The organism is Sandarakinorhabdus limnophila DSM 17366 (genome assembly GCF_000420765.1).
Taxonomy (GTDB): Bacteria; Pseudomonadota; Alphaproteobacteria; order Sphingomonadales; family Sphingomonadaceae; genus Sandarakinorhabdus; species Sandarakinorhabdus limnophila.
Map to the genome: position 1 here is coordinate 363,026 of NZ_ATVO01000004.1, position 16,626 is coordinate 379,651.

The 16,626-nt window shown below is 65.8% G+C and carries 17 protein-coding genes; 8 read left to right on the forward strand and 9 right to left on the reverse strand.

Annotated features, from left to right (window positions below):
• Window position 1 precedes the first annotated feature (1 nt).
• Genes G566_RS13545 through G566_RS13550 form a run of 3 tightly spaced genes read left to right on the forward strand, consistent with a single transcriptional unit; the run spans window position 2 to window position 2,891 of the window.
• The gene (locus G566_RS13545) at window positions 2-1,210 is read left to right on the forward strand and encodes an FAD-binding domain-containing protein (RefSeq protein ID WP_022679571.1); all 1,209 of its coding nucleotides are present in this window, start codon (window positions 2-4) and stop codon (window positions 1,208-1,210) included.
• Window positions 1,211-1,255: 45 nt separating this feature from the next.
• Window positions 1,256-1,528: a hypothetical protein gene (locus tag G566_RS0104960; protein WP_022679572.1), complete on the forward strand. Its 273-nt coding sequence runs from the start codon at window positions 1,256-1,258 to the stop codon at window positions 1,526-1,528.
• A 43-nt stretch (window positions 1,529-1,571) separates the two neighbouring features.
• On the forward strand, window positions 1,572-2,891 hold the full coding sequence (locus G566_RS13550; RefSeq protein WP_022679573.1) for a peptide MFS transporter: 1,320 nt from the start codon (window positions 1,572-1,574) through the stop codon (window positions 2,889-2,891).
• Here G566_RS13550 and G566_RS0104970 read toward each other — a convergent pair.
• A complete protein-coding gene (locus G566_RS0104970) occupies window positions 2,888-3,436 on the reverse strand; it encodes a SixA phosphatase family protein (RefSeq protein WP_022679574.1) in 549 nt (182 codons plus the stop codon). The genes G566_RS13550 and G566_RS0104970 overlap by 4 nt on opposite strands.
• Window positions 3,433-6,183, reverse strand: a complete 2,751-nt coding sequence (locus G566_RS0104975; RefSeq protein ID WP_051135946.1) for an ATP-dependent DNA helicase — start codon at window positions 6,181-6,183, stop codon at window positions 3,433-3,435. Before G566_RS0104975 ends, G566_RS0104970 begins: the two co-directional genes overlap by 4 nt.
• Window positions 6,184-6,232: 49 nt before the next feature.
• Here G566_RS0104975 and G566_RS0104980 point away from each other — a divergent pair, with 49 nt between their 5' ends.
• Entirely contained in the window at window positions 6,233-7,822 is a 1,590-nt protein-coding gene (locus G566_RS0104980) for a lysine--tRNA ligase (protein WP_022679576.1), read from the forward strand.
• A 63-nt stretch (window positions 7,823-7,885) separates the two neighbouring features.
• Here G566_RS0104980 and bdcA read toward each other — a convergent pair whose 3' ends face one another.
• Window positions 7,886-8,599 carry an SDR family oxidoreductase gene (bdcA, locus tag G566_RS0104985; RefSeq protein ID WP_029131277.1) on the reverse strand — a complete coding sequence of 238 codons (714 nt, stop codon included), beginning with the start codon at window positions 8,597-8,599 and terminating at the stop codon, window positions 7,886-7,888.
• 93 nt (window positions 8,600-8,692) lie between these two features.
• On the opposite strand from bdcA, the gene G566_RS14660 reads away from it, so the two are divergent.
• On the forward strand, window positions 8,693-9,448 hold the full coding sequence (locus tag G566_RS14660; protein ID WP_022679578.1) for a hypothetical protein: 756 nt from the start codon (window positions 8,693-8,695) through the stop codon (window positions 9,446-9,448).
• 188 nt (window positions 9,449-9,636) lie between these two features.
• On the opposite strand, the gene G566_RS0104995 is transcribed toward G566_RS14660, so the two are convergent.
• Genes G566_RS0104995 through hisB form a run of 5 tightly spaced genes read right to left on the reverse strand, consistent with a single transcriptional unit; the run spans window position 9,637 to window position 12,633 of the window.
• Window positions 9,637-9,951, reverse strand: a complete 315-nt coding sequence (locus tag G566_RS0104995; RefSeq protein ID WP_022679579.1) for a phosphoribosyl-ATP diphosphatase — start codon at window positions 9,949-9,951, stop codon at window positions 9,637-9,639.
• Window positions 9,938-10,717, reverse strand: coding sequence for an imidazole glycerol phosphate synthase subunit HisF (gene hisF, locus G566_RS0105000; protein ID WP_022679580.1), 780 nt, complete (start codon window positions 10,715-10,717; stop codon window positions 9,938-9,940). Before hisF ends, G566_RS0104995 begins: the two co-directional genes overlap by 14 nt.
• The gene (gene hisA / locus G566_RS0105005) at window positions 10,714-11,433 is read right to left on the reverse strand and encodes a 1-(5-phosphoribosyl)-5-[(5-phosphoribosylamino)methylideneamino]imidazole-4-carboxamide isomerase (protein ID WP_022679581.1); all 720 of its coding nucleotides are present in this window, start codon (window positions 11,431-11,433) and stop codon (window positions 10,714-10,716) included. Before hisA ends, hisF begins: the two co-directional genes overlap by 4 nt.
• Window positions 11,430-12,038, reverse strand: a complete 609-nt coding sequence (hisH, locus tag G566_RS0105010) for an imidazole glycerol phosphate synthase subunit HisH (RefSeq protein ID WP_029131278.1) — start codon at window positions 12,036-12,038, stop codon at window positions 11,430-11,432. Before hisH ends, hisA begins: the two co-directional genes overlap by 4 nt.
• A complete protein-coding gene (hisB, locus tag G566_RS0105015; RefSeq protein WP_022679583.1) occupies window positions 12,031-12,633 on the reverse strand; it encodes an imidazoleglycerol-phosphate dehydratase HisB in 603 nt (200 codons plus the stop codon). Before hisB ends, hisH begins: the two co-directional genes overlap by 8 nt.
• Before the next feature lie 100 nt (window positions 12,634-12,733).
• Here hisB and G566_RS14665 point away from each other — a divergent pair, with 100 nt between their 5' ends.
• Window positions 12,734-13,492, forward strand: coding sequence for an NYN domain-containing protein (locus G566_RS14665; RefSeq protein ID WP_022679584.1), 759 nt, complete (start codon window positions 12,734-12,736; stop codon window positions 13,490-13,492).
• On the opposite strand, the gene G566_RS0105025 is transcribed toward G566_RS14665, so the two are convergent.
• Window positions 13,489-14,643, reverse strand: a complete 1,155-nt coding sequence (locus G566_RS0105025; RefSeq protein ID WP_022679585.1) for a hypothetical protein — start codon at window positions 14,641-14,643, stop codon at window positions 13,489-13,491. The genes G566_RS14665 and G566_RS0105025 overlap by 4 nt on opposite strands.
• A gap of 115 nt (window positions 14,644-14,758) precedes the next feature.
• Between G566_RS0105025 and hslV the strand changes: the two genes are divergently transcribed.
• Complete coding sequence (gene hslV, locus G566_RS0105030) at window positions 14,759-15,307, forward strand: ATP-dependent protease subunit HslV (protein WP_022679586.1); 549 nt, start codon at window positions 14,759-14,761, stop codon at window positions 15,305-15,307.
• Window positions 15,304-16,602, forward strand: a complete 1,299-nt coding sequence (gene hslU / locus G566_RS0105035) for an ATP-dependent protease ATPase subunit HslU (protein ID WP_022679587.1) — start codon at window positions 15,304-15,306, stop codon at window positions 16,600-16,602. Before hslV ends, hslU begins: the two co-directional genes overlap by 4 nt.
• Window positions 16,603-16,626: the final 24 nt, after the last annotated feature.

The following is a 16,626-nucleotide window of genomic DNA, read 5'->3' on the forward strand; positions in this document are numbered from 1 at the left end:
CATGTGCTTTCCCCTTACCCGCGACGCCGCCCTTGCCCGACTGCACGATTTCCTGCCTCTGGCGGGACGCGCCTATGCCGCGCGGCGCAATCATGATGGCGGGCCAGACGGCAAGGCGACCACGTCGCTGCTCTCCCCCGCCATCCGCCGCCGGCTGGTGAGCGAAGCCGAAGTCGCCGCTGCTGCCATCGCCGCGCATGGCTTCACCGGCGCGGAAAAATTCGTGCAGGAAGTGTGTTGGCGCACCTATTGGGTCGGCTGGCTGCAGCAGCGCCCGGAAATCTGGACGCGATGGCAGGCCGATGTGGTGCGCATGGAGGCGATGCTAGCCGAGGATGGCAAATGGCAGCGCCGGTACGAACTGGCACTGTCAGGCAACACCGGCATCGACTGTTTCGATACCTGGGTGCACGAACTGATCGAAACCGGCTGGCTGCACAACCATGTGCGGATGAGCTTTGCCAGCATCTGGTGCTTCACCCTGCGCCTGCCGTGGCAACTGGGGGCAGCCTTCTTCTACAAGCACCTCCTCGATGCGTGCCCGGCCAGCAACACGCTTGGCTGGCGCTGGGTGGTGGGCCTACAGACGGCGGGGAAGACTTATCTGGCCCGCGCCGATCTGATCCGCGACCTTTCGGGCGGGCGCTTTGCCGTGGACGCGCCGTTGGCCCGTGAGGCCACACCGTGGCCGGCCGACATCATCCCGCCACCGATCCCGCCCGCACCGGTGATCCAAGCCGATCCCACCGCCCGCACCGGGCTGTTCGTCACCACGGAAGACACCAGCCTTGAAACACTGGCCCTGCCCGGCGCCATCGTGGCGCTGGCCGCGACAGCTGATATCGGTGGCACCCCGGCGCCGCTGAAACACCAGGTCGCGATGGCGATGCTGGCCGACGGTCTGCAACGCGCCGCCACGCGGCTGGGGCTGGAACCGGAACGTGTCGATGCCACCTTCGGCGTGGACGCCATGCGCGATTGGGCCGCCCGCAACCGGCTGACGCAGATCATCACCGCTGATGCGCCCGTTGGCCCGGTGAAGGACCGGCTCGACATGCTGGCCCCCGCGCTGGCCGCCGACGGCGTGCAGTTGGTGCGGTTGCGACGGGCGTGGGACGATGTCGCTTGGCCGCACGCGAAAAAGGGCTTCTTCCCGTTCAAGGCGGCGATTCCGAAGCTGCTGGCGCTGCCGGCAACCGCAATTGTCTGAGGCCGCTTCATCAAAGAGTCAGCAAACTGCTGTTACGAGGTAACCATGTTGTTGCGCCCGTTGCTTCTGCTTCCCCTGCCGCTGCTGCTCGGCGGGTGCCTGATGAGCGCCGCCAAAACCATCATCACCGCACCGATCAAGGCCGGCGAAATCATCTACGACGCCGCCACTGAAAGCCAGGAAGAGGCTGACATCAAGCGCGGCCGCGCCGCCCGCAAGGCGGATGAGCAGTCCGAGCGCGACGCCCGCGCAGCGCAAAAGACAGCCAAACGCGCTGCACGCGAGCGGCGGCGCGCTACAGAGGACGCCCCGCGCTAATCACCCCTTGCGGGTGACGCGGCCACCGTCCACGGTGCTGGCCATGGGGGAAACGCGCACTTTCGTAGGCCATCCGGTGGGCCTGACCATCGTCACCGTGGCGGAAGCGCTGCAGGCGGCCGGCGTCTATGGCGTGCAGGCGCTGCTCATCCTCTACATGGCGAATTTCCTGTTCACGCCCGATCAGCTGGCCAGTGTTGGCGGCTTCGACGCGTGGCGCGGCCTGCTGGAAAGCCTGTTCGGCCCGATGAGTCTGCAGGCGCTCGCCACCCAGACGATGGGGCTTTATCTTGGCCTCTTCTTCCTCACCCCGCTTTTGGGCGGCTGGTTGGGCGATCGCCACTGGGGCCCGCGCCTCACCTGCATCCTGGGTGCGGTGCTGGCCACGACCGGCATGGTGATGGTGGTGATCCCGGCAACATTCCTGCCCGGCCTGCTGGTCTGCGCATTCGGCGCGGGCGCGTTGCGCTGCAACCTGAACGCACAGACCGGTCATCTCTATGCCCGCGACGATGGTCGCCGCGATGCGGCCTTTTCCATTCTTGCCGCCGGCCTCAACACCGGCGCCTTCCTCGGCCCGCTGCTGATCGGCGCGCTGGGCGAACGGGTGAACTGGCAATGGGGCTTTGCCGCGGCCTCCGGCTGCATGGCGCTGGCCGCGATCACGCTGCTGGTGGGCAACGGCCTGATGCCGGCCGATACCCCGCCTGAAACCCGCCGCAGCGCCCGGCTGCAACCGGGCGACGGCAAAACGATCGCAGCGCTGATCGGCGTCATGCTGCTCACCAGCCTGTTCTGGCTGGCGCAATCGCAGGTGTGGAACGTCTATTCACTGTGGGGCCGCGATCATCTGGATCGCATGGTGCTGGGCTTTGACGTGCCCGTTACCTGGCTGCAGGCGTTTGACAGCCTGGCCCCCATCCTGGCCGTGCCGCCGGCACTGGCGCTGTGGCGCTGGCAGGCGGCACGCGGCAAGGAGCCGAAGGAACTGGGCAAGATCGGCATCGGCATGGCGTTGATGGGCAGCGCATTCGTCTGGCTGGCGGCGGGCAGCGGGCCGGCTCCCACGCCGATCCTGTGGGTTGTCGTCTTCCACCTCGTGCTCAACACCGGCTGGCTCTACCTCGTCCCCACGGTGAACGCGCTGTTTTCCCGCGCCGCCCCGATGGCCATTACCGGCGTGATGCTGGGCGCGGTGCAGTTCGCGGTGTTTCTTGGCAGCACCATATCGGGCTGGTTGGGGCGCTTTTACGAGACGATGGACATCAGCGCCTTCTGGCTGCTCCACGCCGCCTTCCCGCTGACGGGCGCTGCGATCATGTGGGCGGTGCGCGGCCGGTTGGGGCGCGTGCTCAAACTTTAATCGTCTGGACCCAGGCTCGGATCGAGATCACGCGGCCGCACGAACTTCGTCAGTTCCGCCCGGCCGCCATCAATCTGCGCCCAGCGGTCGATGGCGATATCGAGCCGGGCCAGCGTGGCGGTCGGATATTTCAGCTCCGCCTCGGCCCGCAGTTTCCCGCCCGGCGGCACCAGTTCCAGCAGCAGATCCTCCAGCCCCGGATTATGGCCAACCAGCATAGCGTCGCTAAACTCGTCGGAAAAACCAGCGCACAATTCGATCAGCGTGGCGGATGACGAAAGATAGATGCGCTGTTCATACACCGGCGCCAGCGGCCGGTTCATGCCGGCTTCCAGGCCTTCGATGGTCTGGCGCACACGCACGGCGGGCGAGGCAAAGACCAGCGCGAAATCCGGCATGTCGCCGCGCCTGATCGCAGCGCCCAGCCATTGCCCCACCTTCATCGCCGCGCGCCGGCCGCGATCGTTCAACGGCCGATCGAAATCCCGCAGCAGAGGATCGTCATAGCCGGACTTGGCGTGGCGCAAGAGCGTGAGTGTCTTCATGTGTGGCCAAGGCTTGGCACATCAGTGGCGGCGTTTCCAGAGGCCGGAACGCCGGCCTTCACCAAACGCACCGCATCTTCCAATGACACCCGTTCGATCGGCACACCGGGCGGGAAGGCGCCGAGCAGCCGCGACGGCACCGCCGGCCCCAGCAGCACGAAATGGCCATGATCATCGGCGCGGCGAATGAGGCGCCCGAACGCCTGCGCCAGCCGGCACATCACCACCCGATCATCAAAGCTGTTGCCGCCACCCGCCAGCCGCCGCGCCGCGTGCAGCACGGTGCGGCGCGGCCACGGCACGCCTTCCATGATCACCTGGCGCAAGGACGTGCCCGGCACATCCACCCCATCGCGCAGCGCATCGGTACCGAGCAGGCTCGCCCCCGGTTCGGCGCGGAAGATATCGACCAGCGTTGCCGTATCGATGGGATCGACATGCTGGGCATAAAGCGGCAGGCCAGCGCGCGCCAACGGATCCGCCAGCCGCGCATGAACCGCGCGCAGCCGGGCAATGGCCGTGAACAGGCCCAACGTGCCGCCGCCCGCCGCTTCGATCAGCGTGCGATAGGCATGGGCGAGCCCGGCGATATCGCGCGGTTTCACGCCGGTCACGATCAGCACGCGGGCCTGGGCGCTGTAATCAAACGGGCTCGATGCCGCGAAATGCTTGGCCGGGCGCGGCAGCCGCGCCGCACCGGTACGCAGTTCGGCGTCCCGCCAATCATCGGCCAACGCATCGGGCCGCGACCGCAGCGTGGCCGACGTCACCAGCACGCCATGCGCCGGTTCCAGCACCGCACCGGAAAACGGCCGCATCGGATCGAGCCAACGCCGCTGGATGCCAACATCGAGCAAACGCCCTTCCGCCCGGGCCAGGTCCAGCCAATCGATGAAATCCGGATCGGCCGGGCCTCCAAGGCGCGCCAGCAGTTGCTGCCACGCGCCCAGCAATTGCGCCCGCAGCGTCAAGCCCGCCCGCGCGCCTTCCACCCGCGCCCGCGCCCCGCCATCCAGCCAATCGGGCGGATCCTCCAGCAGCAGCGCCAGCCGGCCTTCCAGCTGCGCCATCGGCGTCATCATCGCGCCCAATGCCGCACTGGCCGCCGCAGCCGCTTCCACCAACCGCGGCAGCACTTCGGCGACTTCAGTTTCAAGGCCATAGCCGTGATCAGCCTCCTCGGCGCGCGCCAGCACCTGGCCGCGCACGGCGGCGAACAGGCCTTCCAGCGGACCCTCCGGATCGTCGGTGCCCACCCGCCCCAGCCAGCCTTCGCCGGGCAAGTGCCGCGCCGCCGCCGCAATACGCTCCACCGCCTGCGCTGCCTCATCATCATAGCTGATAGCATCGGCCAGCCGCGCCGCGAGCCCGCGCCGCCGGCCGCGCCCCGCCGCGCGTTCAGGGCCGAGCAGCCAGTTCTTCAACTCCACCGCCTCGCGGCCGGTCAGCGCCACCGCGAACGTTGCATCGGCGGCGTCGAACAGGTGATGGCCTTCGTCGAACACCAGCCGGGTGAGGCCGCTGCCTTCGGCCCGGCCGCGCGCCGCGTTGATCATCACCAACGCGTGATTGGCGATCACCAGATCGGCCTGTGCGCTGGCCCGTGTCGCGCGTTCGATGAAGCAGCTGCGATAATGCGGGCAGGCGGCATAGATACACTCGCCGCGCCTGTCGGTCAGCCCGGCAAAGCTGGTGCGGCCAAACAGCGGCGGCAACCAGCCCGGCAGATCGCCGCCAACCATGTCGCCATCGCGCGTATATTCGGCCCAGCGTTCGGCAAGCCGGGCAAACACCGCCGCGCGCCCGCCAAAACCGCCCTGCACCGCGTCTTCCAGGTTGAGCAGGCACAGATAATTCTCCCGGCCCTTGCGCACCACCACCTTGGCACGGCGTTCGGCCGGATCGGTCCACACCCGCGCGGTTTCGGCATCCAACTGGCGTTGCAGGGCCTTGGTGAAGGTCGCCACCCACACCGCCCCTTGCGCTTCGCGCGCCCACAGCGCCGCCGGGGCGAGATAGCCCAACGTCTTGCCGATGCCCGTCCCGGCTTCGGCCAGCATCATCTGCGGCGCGCCGCTGGCATCGCGCGGCGCGAACGCGGCGGCGGCCGCCCGCGCATAATCACGCTGGCCGTCACGCTGTTCCGCGCCACTGCCCACCAGCCGCGCAAGTTCCGCCGCCACCGCGCCGTCATCCAGCGCCACCACACGCGGCGCAGGGCGCGGCGGCGCTTCCTCCCACTTGGGCAGCAGCTGGAACACATGGCGTTCGGGCGCGCGCGGCTTTTCGATCAGCTTTGCCAGAAGCGGCGCCCAGGCCCAACGCTGGCGGGCGAGGCTTTGCAATGACGTCCACGCGCCATGTCGTTCCGGCCAATCGGGCTGTGCCGCCACCACCAGCAACGCCCCGGCCGCGCGTTGCAGGAACCCGGCATCACTTTCCCCCTTGGGCGGCGCAATCCCCAACGCCGCCGCCAGCCCATGCGCCGTCGGCACAGCAAAGCGCGCCGGATACAGAAAAGCGAACAACTCCAGCAGATCAAGGCCCGACAATTCGCCAATGCCCAGCCGGCTCGCCGTGACGGGCGCATTCAGCAGTAGGTGCGGGCTGTCCCCGGCCCGCGCCATTGCCTCACCGCGCCCCACACCGCGCACGCCGCCATCCGGCGCAGCGATCCACACCCCGGCATGGCTGGCCACCAGCGCCGGGATCGCCAGCGGCGCATCGCGGGATTCAGTTGCACTCATGAAGTTCAGTCGCCAGAGGAAGGCCGAACTCAACCGATAGCCAAAAGCCATGACCATCACCACCGAAACCCTGCAAGCTGCCGCTCTTGAGAACAAGGCCTGGCCGTTCGAGGAAGCCCGCAAGGTGCTGGCGCGCTATCCGAACGGCGTCCCGGCCGGCCACGCGGTGATCTTCGAGACCGGTTATGGTCCGTCGGGTCTGCCGCACATCGGCACCTTTGGCGAAGTGGTGCGCACCACCATGGTCCGCCGCGCCTTCGAAGCGCTGGTGCCCGGCGTGAAGACGCGCCTGATCGCCTTTTCCGACGATATGGATGGGCTGCGCAAGGTGCCGGACGGCATTCCCAACCCCGAAATGCTGCGCGAAGATCTGGGCAAGCCACTGACCCAGGTGCGCGACCCGTTCGGCACGCACAGCAGCTTTGGCGCCCACAACAACGCCCGCCTGCGTGCTTTCCTCGATTCGTTCGGCTTCGATTACGAGTTTCTGTCCTCCACCGAATGCTACGCCAGCGGCATGTTCGATGCGACGCTGCTGAAGATCTTGGCGCATTATGACGACGTGATGGGCATCATCCTGCCCACCCTCGGCCCCGAACGCCGCGCCACCTACTCACCGTTCCTGCCCGTCGATCCGGTTTCCGGCCACGTGCTGCAAGTGCCCATCGTGGCACGCGACGTGGCGGCCGGCACCGTCACCTACATTCGCCCCAGCACCAACGAGGAAGTCACAGTCCCCGTCACCGGCGGCCATTGCAAGCTGCAGTGGAAGGTGGATTGGGCGATGCGCTGGCTGGCGCTGGGCGTCGATTATGAAATGGCCGGCAAGGATCTGATCGATTCGGTCATGCTCTCCGGCAAGATCGTCCGTGCGCTCGGCGGCAATCCCCCGGCGGGCTTCAATTACGAGCTGTTCCTGGATGGCGAAGGCGCCAAGATCAGCAAGTCCAAGGGCAATGGCCTGACCATCGAACAATGGCTGGATTACGGCCCGCCTGAAAGCCTCGCGCTCTACATGTTCCAGAGCCCGCGCAAGGCCAAGCGCCTGCATTACGACGTGATCCCGCGCGCCATCGAGGATTATGCCGATTTCCTAAGCCGTTACCCGGAACAGCCGATCGAACAACAGCTCGGCAACCCGGTGCACCATATCCACGAAGGCAAGCCGCCGGCACAAATTCTGCCGGTCAGCTTCTCGCTGCTCTTGAACCTCGCTTCGGTCGCCGCCACCGACGATCCGGCGCGGCTGTGGGGCTTCGTGAAGAAATACGCCCCCGGCTCCAGTCCGGAAACGCACCCGATGCTCGATCGGCTGGTGCATCACGCCGCGGCGTATGCGCGCGATTTCGTCGTCCCCGGCCTCAAGCGCCGCGCGCCGACCGAAACCGAATCCGCCGCCCTGCGCGACCTCGACGCCCGCCTTGCTGCCGTAGGCGAAGACGGCGACGCCGAAGCCTTTCAGTTCGAAGTCTACGAAGCCGGCAAGGCCGCCGGCTACGAAAACCTGCGCGACTGGTTCAAATCGCTCTACGAAATCCTCATCGGCAGCCAGAACGGCCCCCGCATGGGCGGCTTCATTGCCCTCTACGGGCTGGCCCAAAGCCGCGCCCTGATCGCGGACGGACTGGCGCAGGGCTGACGCTTTCTTGCCTCCGGTGGGCGGGGCCCCTGCCCACCGGAAGCCCCTTCTTCCAAACCGCTCTTAAATCCCCACCCCGCCATCAATCGTCTGCGTGGTGCCCGTGATCATCGCGGCAGCCGGGCTGGCGAGGTAGAGCACCAGTGATGCCACTTCATCGGCGGTGGCGTGACGTTTAATGGCCATGCCGGAATGCATCATCTTGGCCATCGGGCCGCCCGCCGGGTTCATGTCGGTGTCCACTGGTCCAGGCTGGACCACGTTCACCGTAATGCCGCGCGCACCGAAATCGCGGGCCAGGCCGCGGCCGATGCCTTGCACGGCGGATTTGGACAGCGCATAGGCCGTCTGCCCCGGCCACGGCGCGCGATCACCGCTGATCGAACCGATGATGATGATCCGGCCATTGTCGTGCATCTGGCGGCCGGCCTCGACCCCAGCAAAATAGACCGCACGCACATTGATATCGATCAGCCGATCCACTGCATCGGGATCCATCGTCAGCGGATCGCCCATAATGCCCACGCCGGCGTTGATCACCATGATATCGAGCGCGCCGGCGGCTGCCACCGCTGCGATGAGTTCGTCACGGTTGGCGCTGTCGGCCTTCACCGCCGTGGCGCCCGTTTCGGCTGCCACTGCTGCCGCTGCATCGGGCGAACCGGAATAGCTGAAGCTGACCTTTGCGCCCGCCGCCGTGAAATAGCGCACAATTGCTGCGCCGATGCCGCGACTGCCGCCCAGCACCATGACTGATTTGCCCGAAAAATCGTTCATCTGCGTCAACTCCGCGTGCTGGGATTCCGCTGCCGTTCTGGCATGGAGCGTGAGTATTGCCGACAAGTTCAGCCTCTCCAAGCAGGAAACCGCATGCGCATCACCCTCGCCGCCCTGCTTCTGGCGCTCGCCAGCCCGGCGACCGCCGCCGCCATCGATGAATTCCGCGCCGGCGATTGGGCCGGGGCTGTGCGCGAGGGACGGGCGGAGAACACGGTGGACAGCCTGATCCTTTCAGGCCGCGCCCAGCTCGCCATCGCCGGCTACCAGACAACCGACAAAGCCCGTGCGCTGGCCATCGTTGCGGCCGCCGAAGGTGATTTCGACAAGGCGTTGGCCCGCGATCCCGCCAGCGTGCCGGCACAGCTGCAAAAGGCCGTCGCCATCGCCTATCGCGCCCAGCTCACCCGCGGCATCGCGCTGGCCAAGGAAACCCGCCGCCGTTTCGAAACCATTCGCGCCGCCCACCCCGATAACAGCCTGGTGTGGGGCGCGCTGGGCGGCTGGCACGGCGGCGCGGTCGCCACCGTCGGCAGCTTCCTCGCCGGCACCGCGCTTGGCGCCAAGAAATCCGAGATGGAGCGCTGCTACGCCCAGGCCCTGAAACTGGCGCCCGGCCTGCCCTCCACCCGGGTGTTTTTCGCCATCACCCTGCTCGATCTCGACGCTGGCAACAGCGCCCGCGCGGCCGGACTGCTGAAGGGGCTGGAAAACCTGCCCACGCAGGACGGGTTTGAAACCCTGCTGAAACGGCAGGGGCTGGAACTGGCAGCCGTGTTGGCCAAAGGCGACGCTGCCGCCGCGCAGGCAACGGCCCGCAAGCTGAAGGCGTTCAGCCGGATCGTTTGAGAGAAGAGATATGGCCTCCGGCGGGCAGGGACGCAGTCCCTGCACCCGTTGGTTTTGGCCGGACCATGTTCCACGTGCGCTCATGAGCGCCGCAGGCAAATGCATGATGGCCTTGCCCTTGGACCTTGAGCGCTACCCAAAAACGAAAGTGGGTGCAGGGGCTCAGCCCCTGCCCGCCGGAGGCCCCCTCACGTGGACCTCTTGGCCTTTTCCTCGACACCCGAAACCCCTTCGCGGCGTTCCAGTTCGGCGCGCACATCGTCGAAAGACAGGCCGGCATCGGCCAGCAGCACAGCCAGGTGGAACATCAGGTCGGCGCTTTCCGACACTATGCCCGGCTTGTCGTCGCTCATTGCGGCGATCACCACTTCCACCGCTTCCTCGCCGAGTTTCTGGGCCATCTTGGCGCGGCCCTTGGCGGTGAGTTTGGCCACGTAAGACGTTGCGGGATCGCCGCTGCGCCGTTGGATGATGGTGGCCAGCAACTGATCAAAGCGCTCCATGAAACACCTCCCGCACCGGCAGCCCGGCCGCAGCCAAGGCTGCGCGCGCCTGGGCCACGGTCACTTCGCCGAAATGGAAGATGGAGGCGGCCAACACCGCCGAAGCATGGCCGTCGCGCACGCCGCTGACAAGATCGGCGACGCCGCCCACACCGCCCGAGGCCACCACCGGCACCGGCACCGCATCGGAAATCATCCGGGTCAGCGCCAGGTCGTAGCCGGCCTTGGTGCCGTCGCGATCCATCGAGGTGAGCAGGATTTCGCCCGCGCCCAGCTTCGCCGCTTCAATGGCATAGGCCACGGCGTCAATGCCGGTCGCCTTGCGGCCACCGTGGGTGAAGATTTCCCATTTGCCTGGGCCGACAGCCTTGGCGTCCACCGCCACCACCACGCATTGTTCACCGAACCGCATGGCGAGTTCGCCGATCAGGGCGGGGCGGGCGACGGCGGCGCTGTTCACCGCCACCTTGTCCGCGCCGGCCAGCAGCAGCGCGCGCGCATCCTCAACCGAACGCACGCCGCCACCGACGGTGAGCGGCATGAAACACTGATCGGCGGTGCGCTCGACGATATCGAGCAATGTGCCGCGGTTTTCGTGGGAGGCCGTGATGTCGAGGAAGCAGAGTTCGTCCGCCCCGGCCGCATCATAGGCGGCGGCGGCCTGCACCGGATCGCCGGCATCGCGCAGCGCCACGAAGTTGACGCCCTTGACCACGCGGCCATTGGCGACATCGAGGCAGGGGATGATGCGGACGGCCAGCGTCATGCCGCAACCTTGATGGCCTCGGCCAGATCAAGCCGGCCATCATAGAGCGCGCGGCCGGTGATGACGCCTTCGATGCCGGGCTTGCCGATGAGCGCGTGGATATCGGTGATGGAGGCCACCCCGCCCGAGGCAATCACCGGCAGCGAGGTCGCGGCGGCCAACGCCACGGTGGCTTCGACATTCACGCCTTTCAGCATGCCATCGCGGCCGACATCGGTGAACAGCACAGCGGCGACGCCGGCATCCTCAAAGCGCTTTGCCAGATCAGCAACGGGCAGGGTCGACACGTCAGCCCAACCACGCGTCGCCACCATGCCGTCACGTGCGTCGACAGCGACGACGATGCGGCCCGGATGATCCTTGGCCAGGCCGCGAACCAGATCGGGATTGTCCAGCGCGGCGGTACCCATCACCACGCGCCACACGCCAGCCGCCAGCCAGCCTTCCACATGCGCTGCGGTGCGGATGCCGCCACCAACCTGCACCTTGCCGCCGCCAAAGCCGGACAGGGCCGCCTTCACGCCGGCCGCATTGCGGGAATCGCCCGCAAACGCACCATCCAGATCGACAACATGCAGATGCGTCGCGCCCGCTGCGCGGAACAGTGCGGCCTGCGCCGAAGGGTCGTCAGCATAAACCGTGGCGCGGTTCATATCGCCTTCGGCCAAGCGCACGCACTGGCCGCCCTTCAGATCGATGGCGGGGAAAATGATCATGACTTCAGCCAATTGGAGAGGAATGCCAGCCCGTAAGCCTGGCTCTTTTCCGGGTGAAATTGCACGCCGGTGATATGGCCGCGCTTGACGATGGCGGCAAAGCGCCCGCCGTGATCGGAAACCGCCTGCACATCGGCCGCATCTTTAGGCGTGAAGGCATAGCTGTGCACGAAATAGGCATCGCCCGACGGCACAGCAGCGCCGTTCACTGCGTCCACCCGGTTCCAGCCCATGTGCGGAATCTTCAGTGTCGGGTCCGAAGGCGTCAGCCGCTCGACCTTGCCCGGCAGCCAACCCAGACCCTTGTGCACACCATGCTCATGGCCTTCGCTGGCCAGCAATTGCATGCCCACACAAATGCCGAGGAACGGCACGCCGCGCCCGTTCACCGCTTCGTTCAGCGCCGCCTCGATGCCGGTTTTCTCGCGCAACTGTCCGATGCACTGGGCGAACGCACCGACGCCGGGCAGCACGATACGCGCCGCCCCGGTAATCACCGCCGGATCATCGGTGACGACCACGCGCGCACCCGCCCGTTCCAGCGCCCGCGCCGCAGAGCGCAAATTGCCGGCCCCATAATCAACCAGCGCAACCGTGTCAGGCACCGCCAAGCGTACCCTTGGTCGACGGGATCGCATCGCTCTTGCGCGGATCGATCGCCACCGCCGCCCGCAGCGCCCGCGCCACGCCCTTGAAGCAGCTTTCGCCGATGTGGTGATTGTTGACGCCATAGAGCGTCTCGATGTGCAGCGTGATGCCCGCACTCCCGGCAAAGGCGGCAAAGAATTCCTTGAACATCTCGGTATCCAGCGTGCCCAGCTTGGGCTGGCTGAACGATGTGCGCCACACCAAGTAGGGCCGCCCCGAAATGTCGAGCGCGACGCGGGTGAGCGTTTCGTCCATCGGAATCAGCGCATCACCGTAGCGCGTGATGCCGCGGCGATCACCCAGCGCCTTGGCGACGGCCTCGCCCAGCGCGATGCCGGTGTCTTCGGTGGTGTGGTGGCCATCGATGTGCAGATCGCCCGTGGTTTTCACGGTCAGATCAATCAGGCTGTGGCGCGACAATTGCTCCAGCATGTGATCGAGGAAACCGATGCCGGTCGACACGTCGTACGTGCCACTGCCGTCAAGGTTCACATGCACCTCGACCTGGGTTTCCTTGGTCACGCGGGAAATGCTTGCCGTGCGCGCTGTCATGAGCCTGCTCCTTGGGGGGTGCGCCTAGAGCATCGCGGCCCCACGGGCAAGTTTGCATGCCCCCTTGCGGCATCGGGGCCAACCGGTGCAGGCTGGGAACATGTACAGTAATGACAGCGATCTGCTTCTTGCAGTCTTGATCGACGGCGAAAATATTCCGGCCAAAGATGCTGCCGTATTGTTCGCACATGTCAATAAACTGGGCAATCCGATCGTCCGGCGCGTCTATGGTGACTTTACCCGCGACGGCGTGAACGAATGGCCGAAAGTCATCAGTGAGCACGGTGGTTCAGCACATCAGAATGGGCACACCTCTGCGGGCAAGAACGCCAGTGATATCGCACTGACTGTTGATGCCATGGACATCCTGCACAAGCGGTCGGTCGATGGATTTTGCATCGTCACTTCTGATGGGGATTTTACCAGCCTTGCCAAGCGCATTCGTGAAGAAGGCCTAGCGGTTTACGGCTTTGCCCACACCACAGCTGCCAAGGCATTGCAGGTCGCATGCGACCAGTTCTTCCCGCTCGCCACCATCAAGCCGGCAAAGCCGGTTGCAATTGCAATGCCTGCAACAACTGCTCCGAAGGTCCAGGCCGCAAAGCCCTCCACCAAGTCCAAGACACAAGCCGAACGAAAGCCGCATCTTGCCCGGCCATGGATTGAGAAGGCGCTTCCTGCAGATCGTGCATGGATGACACTGAGTGCCATCGGGCAAACGCTGAGGGCAGCGGACAAAAGCTATTTGAAGAAGACCGGCTGCGCTTCACTGAAGAAACTGCTGACCGCCCTCAAAGACAGCTTTGAACAAGGCGTGGCTGCGGACGGCAAAACCGAACAAGTCCGCCGCCGCCCCTAACCCACCTGCGTCGTCTGCCGTTCCGCCCGCGCTGCCTCGTCCTTCTGCGACATGGTGGAGCGCAGCTTGATGAGGTTGGAGAGGGTGGCGTACCAGAAGGGCGCGCCCAGCGAGAGCAGAGAGATCGACAGGCTCATGCCCAGCAACTGCAGCAGCAGCGCAAAGCTGGGCGGCTGCCAGCGGCTGGCCCAGGCGTCGAGATCGTGCGGCCACGAGACAAGTTCCAGCTTGGTCGCCTCGGCCAGCCCCATGCAATCGGCATAAGCATCCAGGCCACGCGCGGCGCCGGGGGTGGCGAGGTGGGTGCGGGCGCATGCCAGCGCCTGCGCCTCATTCACGGTACCGCCGGCGGGCGGCGGCGCGAACTGGCCCTTTTCCATCGCGCTCACGGCCGAAGCCACCACCTTGTCGCGCAGCGCGCTATCGGCGTTCAGCCGTGCCATCAGCGCGAACGTATCCAGATGCAGCACCACCACCAGCGCGATGCTGAACATCGCTGTCCAGATCCGCACGCGCGCGGTGTAGGCGGCGTCCACCCGATCGATGGTCTGATCAAACCAGCCCACCAGCTTGGCCATGAAATCCTTGCCCGGCCCGGCCATGAACGCCTCAAGAATGGCCTTACTGGCGCGCTGGCTGCTCGACCACCCGGGGTTTTGCAGTTCCAGTTCCGCAATGCGCGTGCGGATCTGCAGCAACAGGGCCTTGGGATCGGTCAGGTCCAGCTTGGCCAGCATCGCCTTGATCTCGGCACGGGCGTCCTTCACCGCCTGCAACTCATCGGGCTTGTCATCCTGCGCCATGAAATCCAGCAGCAGCCGCACGAATTCCTCGCGCTGCACCACCCCGCTGCGCGAACGCGGCGGTTCCTTGTCGCCCGACTGTGTCCGCATGATCCAACTGGTCACACCACTGCGCGGCGGCGACAGCAGCGGATCACGCAGAATATGATCGACAATCACCCTCGCGTGGCTTTCCAGCCCGGGCAGCACGCGCACCATCAGATCGGTCAGGCCGCGCTCCAGCGCCTCGCCCTTCAAATTGCGCATGTAGACCGGCACGGCCTGCACCATCGCTGTCACCGCCAGGCTGATGACCAGCATGGTGAAAGCGAACCCGATCATCACATCAAGATAATGCAGCACGATCATGCCCCCGAGGCGACACCGGCATGATAACCCAGTTTGCTGCCAACGTCGCGTTCCAAGCTGCCCCCTTTTACTCTGCGGCACGAAGCCTACATGGAGAGACACGAAAGGGCCCCTGATGAGCGAACTTCCCCAATTTCACGGCACCACCATCGTTTCCGTCCGCAAGGGCGGGCAGGTCGTTGTTGCCGGCGATGGCCAGGTGACAATGGGGCAAACGGTGATGAAGCCCAATGCCAAGAAAGTGCGCCGGCTCGGCCCCAAAGGCGATGTGATCGGCGGGTTTGCCGGCGCCACCGCCGACGCCTTCACCCTGTTCGAACGGCTGGAAGCCAAGCTGGAACGCCACCCCGGCCAGTTGATGCGTGCCGCGGTGGAACTGGCCAAAGATTGGCGCAGCGATCGTTATCTGCGCCGGCTGGAAGCGATGATGATCGTGGCCGATACCACCGTGACGCTGGTCATCACCGGCAACGGCGACGTGCTGGAACCAGTGGGCGGGATTGCCGCCATTGGTTCGGGCGGAAATTTCGCACTGGCCGCCGCCCGCGCGCTGGCGGATTCCGATCACAGCGCCGAAACCATTGCGCGCAAGGCCATGAAGATCGCCGCCGAGCTGTGCGTTTACACCAACGAGGAACTGACCGTGGAATCGATTGACCTGTGAGCGCCGATCTGACCCCCCGCGAGATCGTCGCCGCATTGGATCGCCACATCATCGGGCAGGATGATGCCAAGCGCGCCGTTGCCGTGGCCCTGCGCAACCGCTGGCGCCGGCAGCAGTTGCCCGACGATCTGCGCGACGAAGTGGTGCCCAAGAATATCCTGATGATCGGCCCCACTGGCTGCGGCAAGACCGAGATCAGCCGCCGGCTGGCCCGCCTCGCCAACGCCCCCTTCATCAAGGTGGAAGCCACCAAGTTCACCGAAGTTGGCTATGTTGGCCGCGACGTCGATTCGATCATCCGTGATCTCGTCGAAGAATCGATTCGCCTCGTGCGCGAAACCCGCCGCAGCGCCGTGAAGGACAAGGCGGAAGAAGCCGCACTCGCCCGCCTGCTTGATGCGCTGGTGGGCAAGGATGCCAGCGAAGCCACGCGCCTTGCCTTCCGCCAGCGCTTCGAAGCCGGCGATCTGAAGGGCCGTGAGATCGAGATCGAAGTGGCCGAAACCCCGCCCAATTTCGAAATGCCCGGTATGCAGCCCGGCCAGGTTGGCATGATCAACCTTTCGGACATGATGGCAAAGGCGATGGGCGGCCGCACCAAGCGCCGCAAGATGAAGGTGGACGCCGCCTGGGACGCTCTGCTCGCCGAAGAATCGGACAAGCGGCTCGACGATGAGGAGATCCAGCGCGAAGCCGTGCGCAATGCGGAAAGCCAGGGCATCGTGTTCCTGGATGAGGTGGACAAGATCGCGGTGAGTGACGTGCGCGGCGGCAGTGTGAGCCGCGAAGGCGTGCAGCGCGATTTGCTGCCGCTGATCGAAGGCACCACGGTCGCCACCAAATACGGGCCGGTGAAGACGGACCATGTGCTGTTCATCGCATCCGGCGCCTTCCACGTCGCCAAACCGTCAGACCTACTGCCCGAACTCCAAGGCCGCCTGCCCATCCGCGTCGAGCTGAAAGGCCTGACCGAAGACGATTTCCGCCGCATCCTTTCCGACACCGACGCCAGCCTGATCCGCCAATATGCGGCCCTGCTGGCCACCGAAGGCGTGACGCTGACCATCACGGTGGACGGCATCGACGCCATCGCTCGCACCGCCGCCCAGGTGAACGAAAGCGTGGAAAACATCGGTGCCCGCCGCCTGCACACGGTGATGGAAAAGTTGCTCGAATCGGTCAGCTTCGACGCCAGCGAACGTGGCGGCGACACGGTTGTGGTGGACGCAGCGATGGTGACCCGCGAGCTCGGCGATATCGCGGGGAACCGGGATCTGTCGAAGTATATCTTGTAAGAAGAGGGTGTTGCTTCCGGCGGG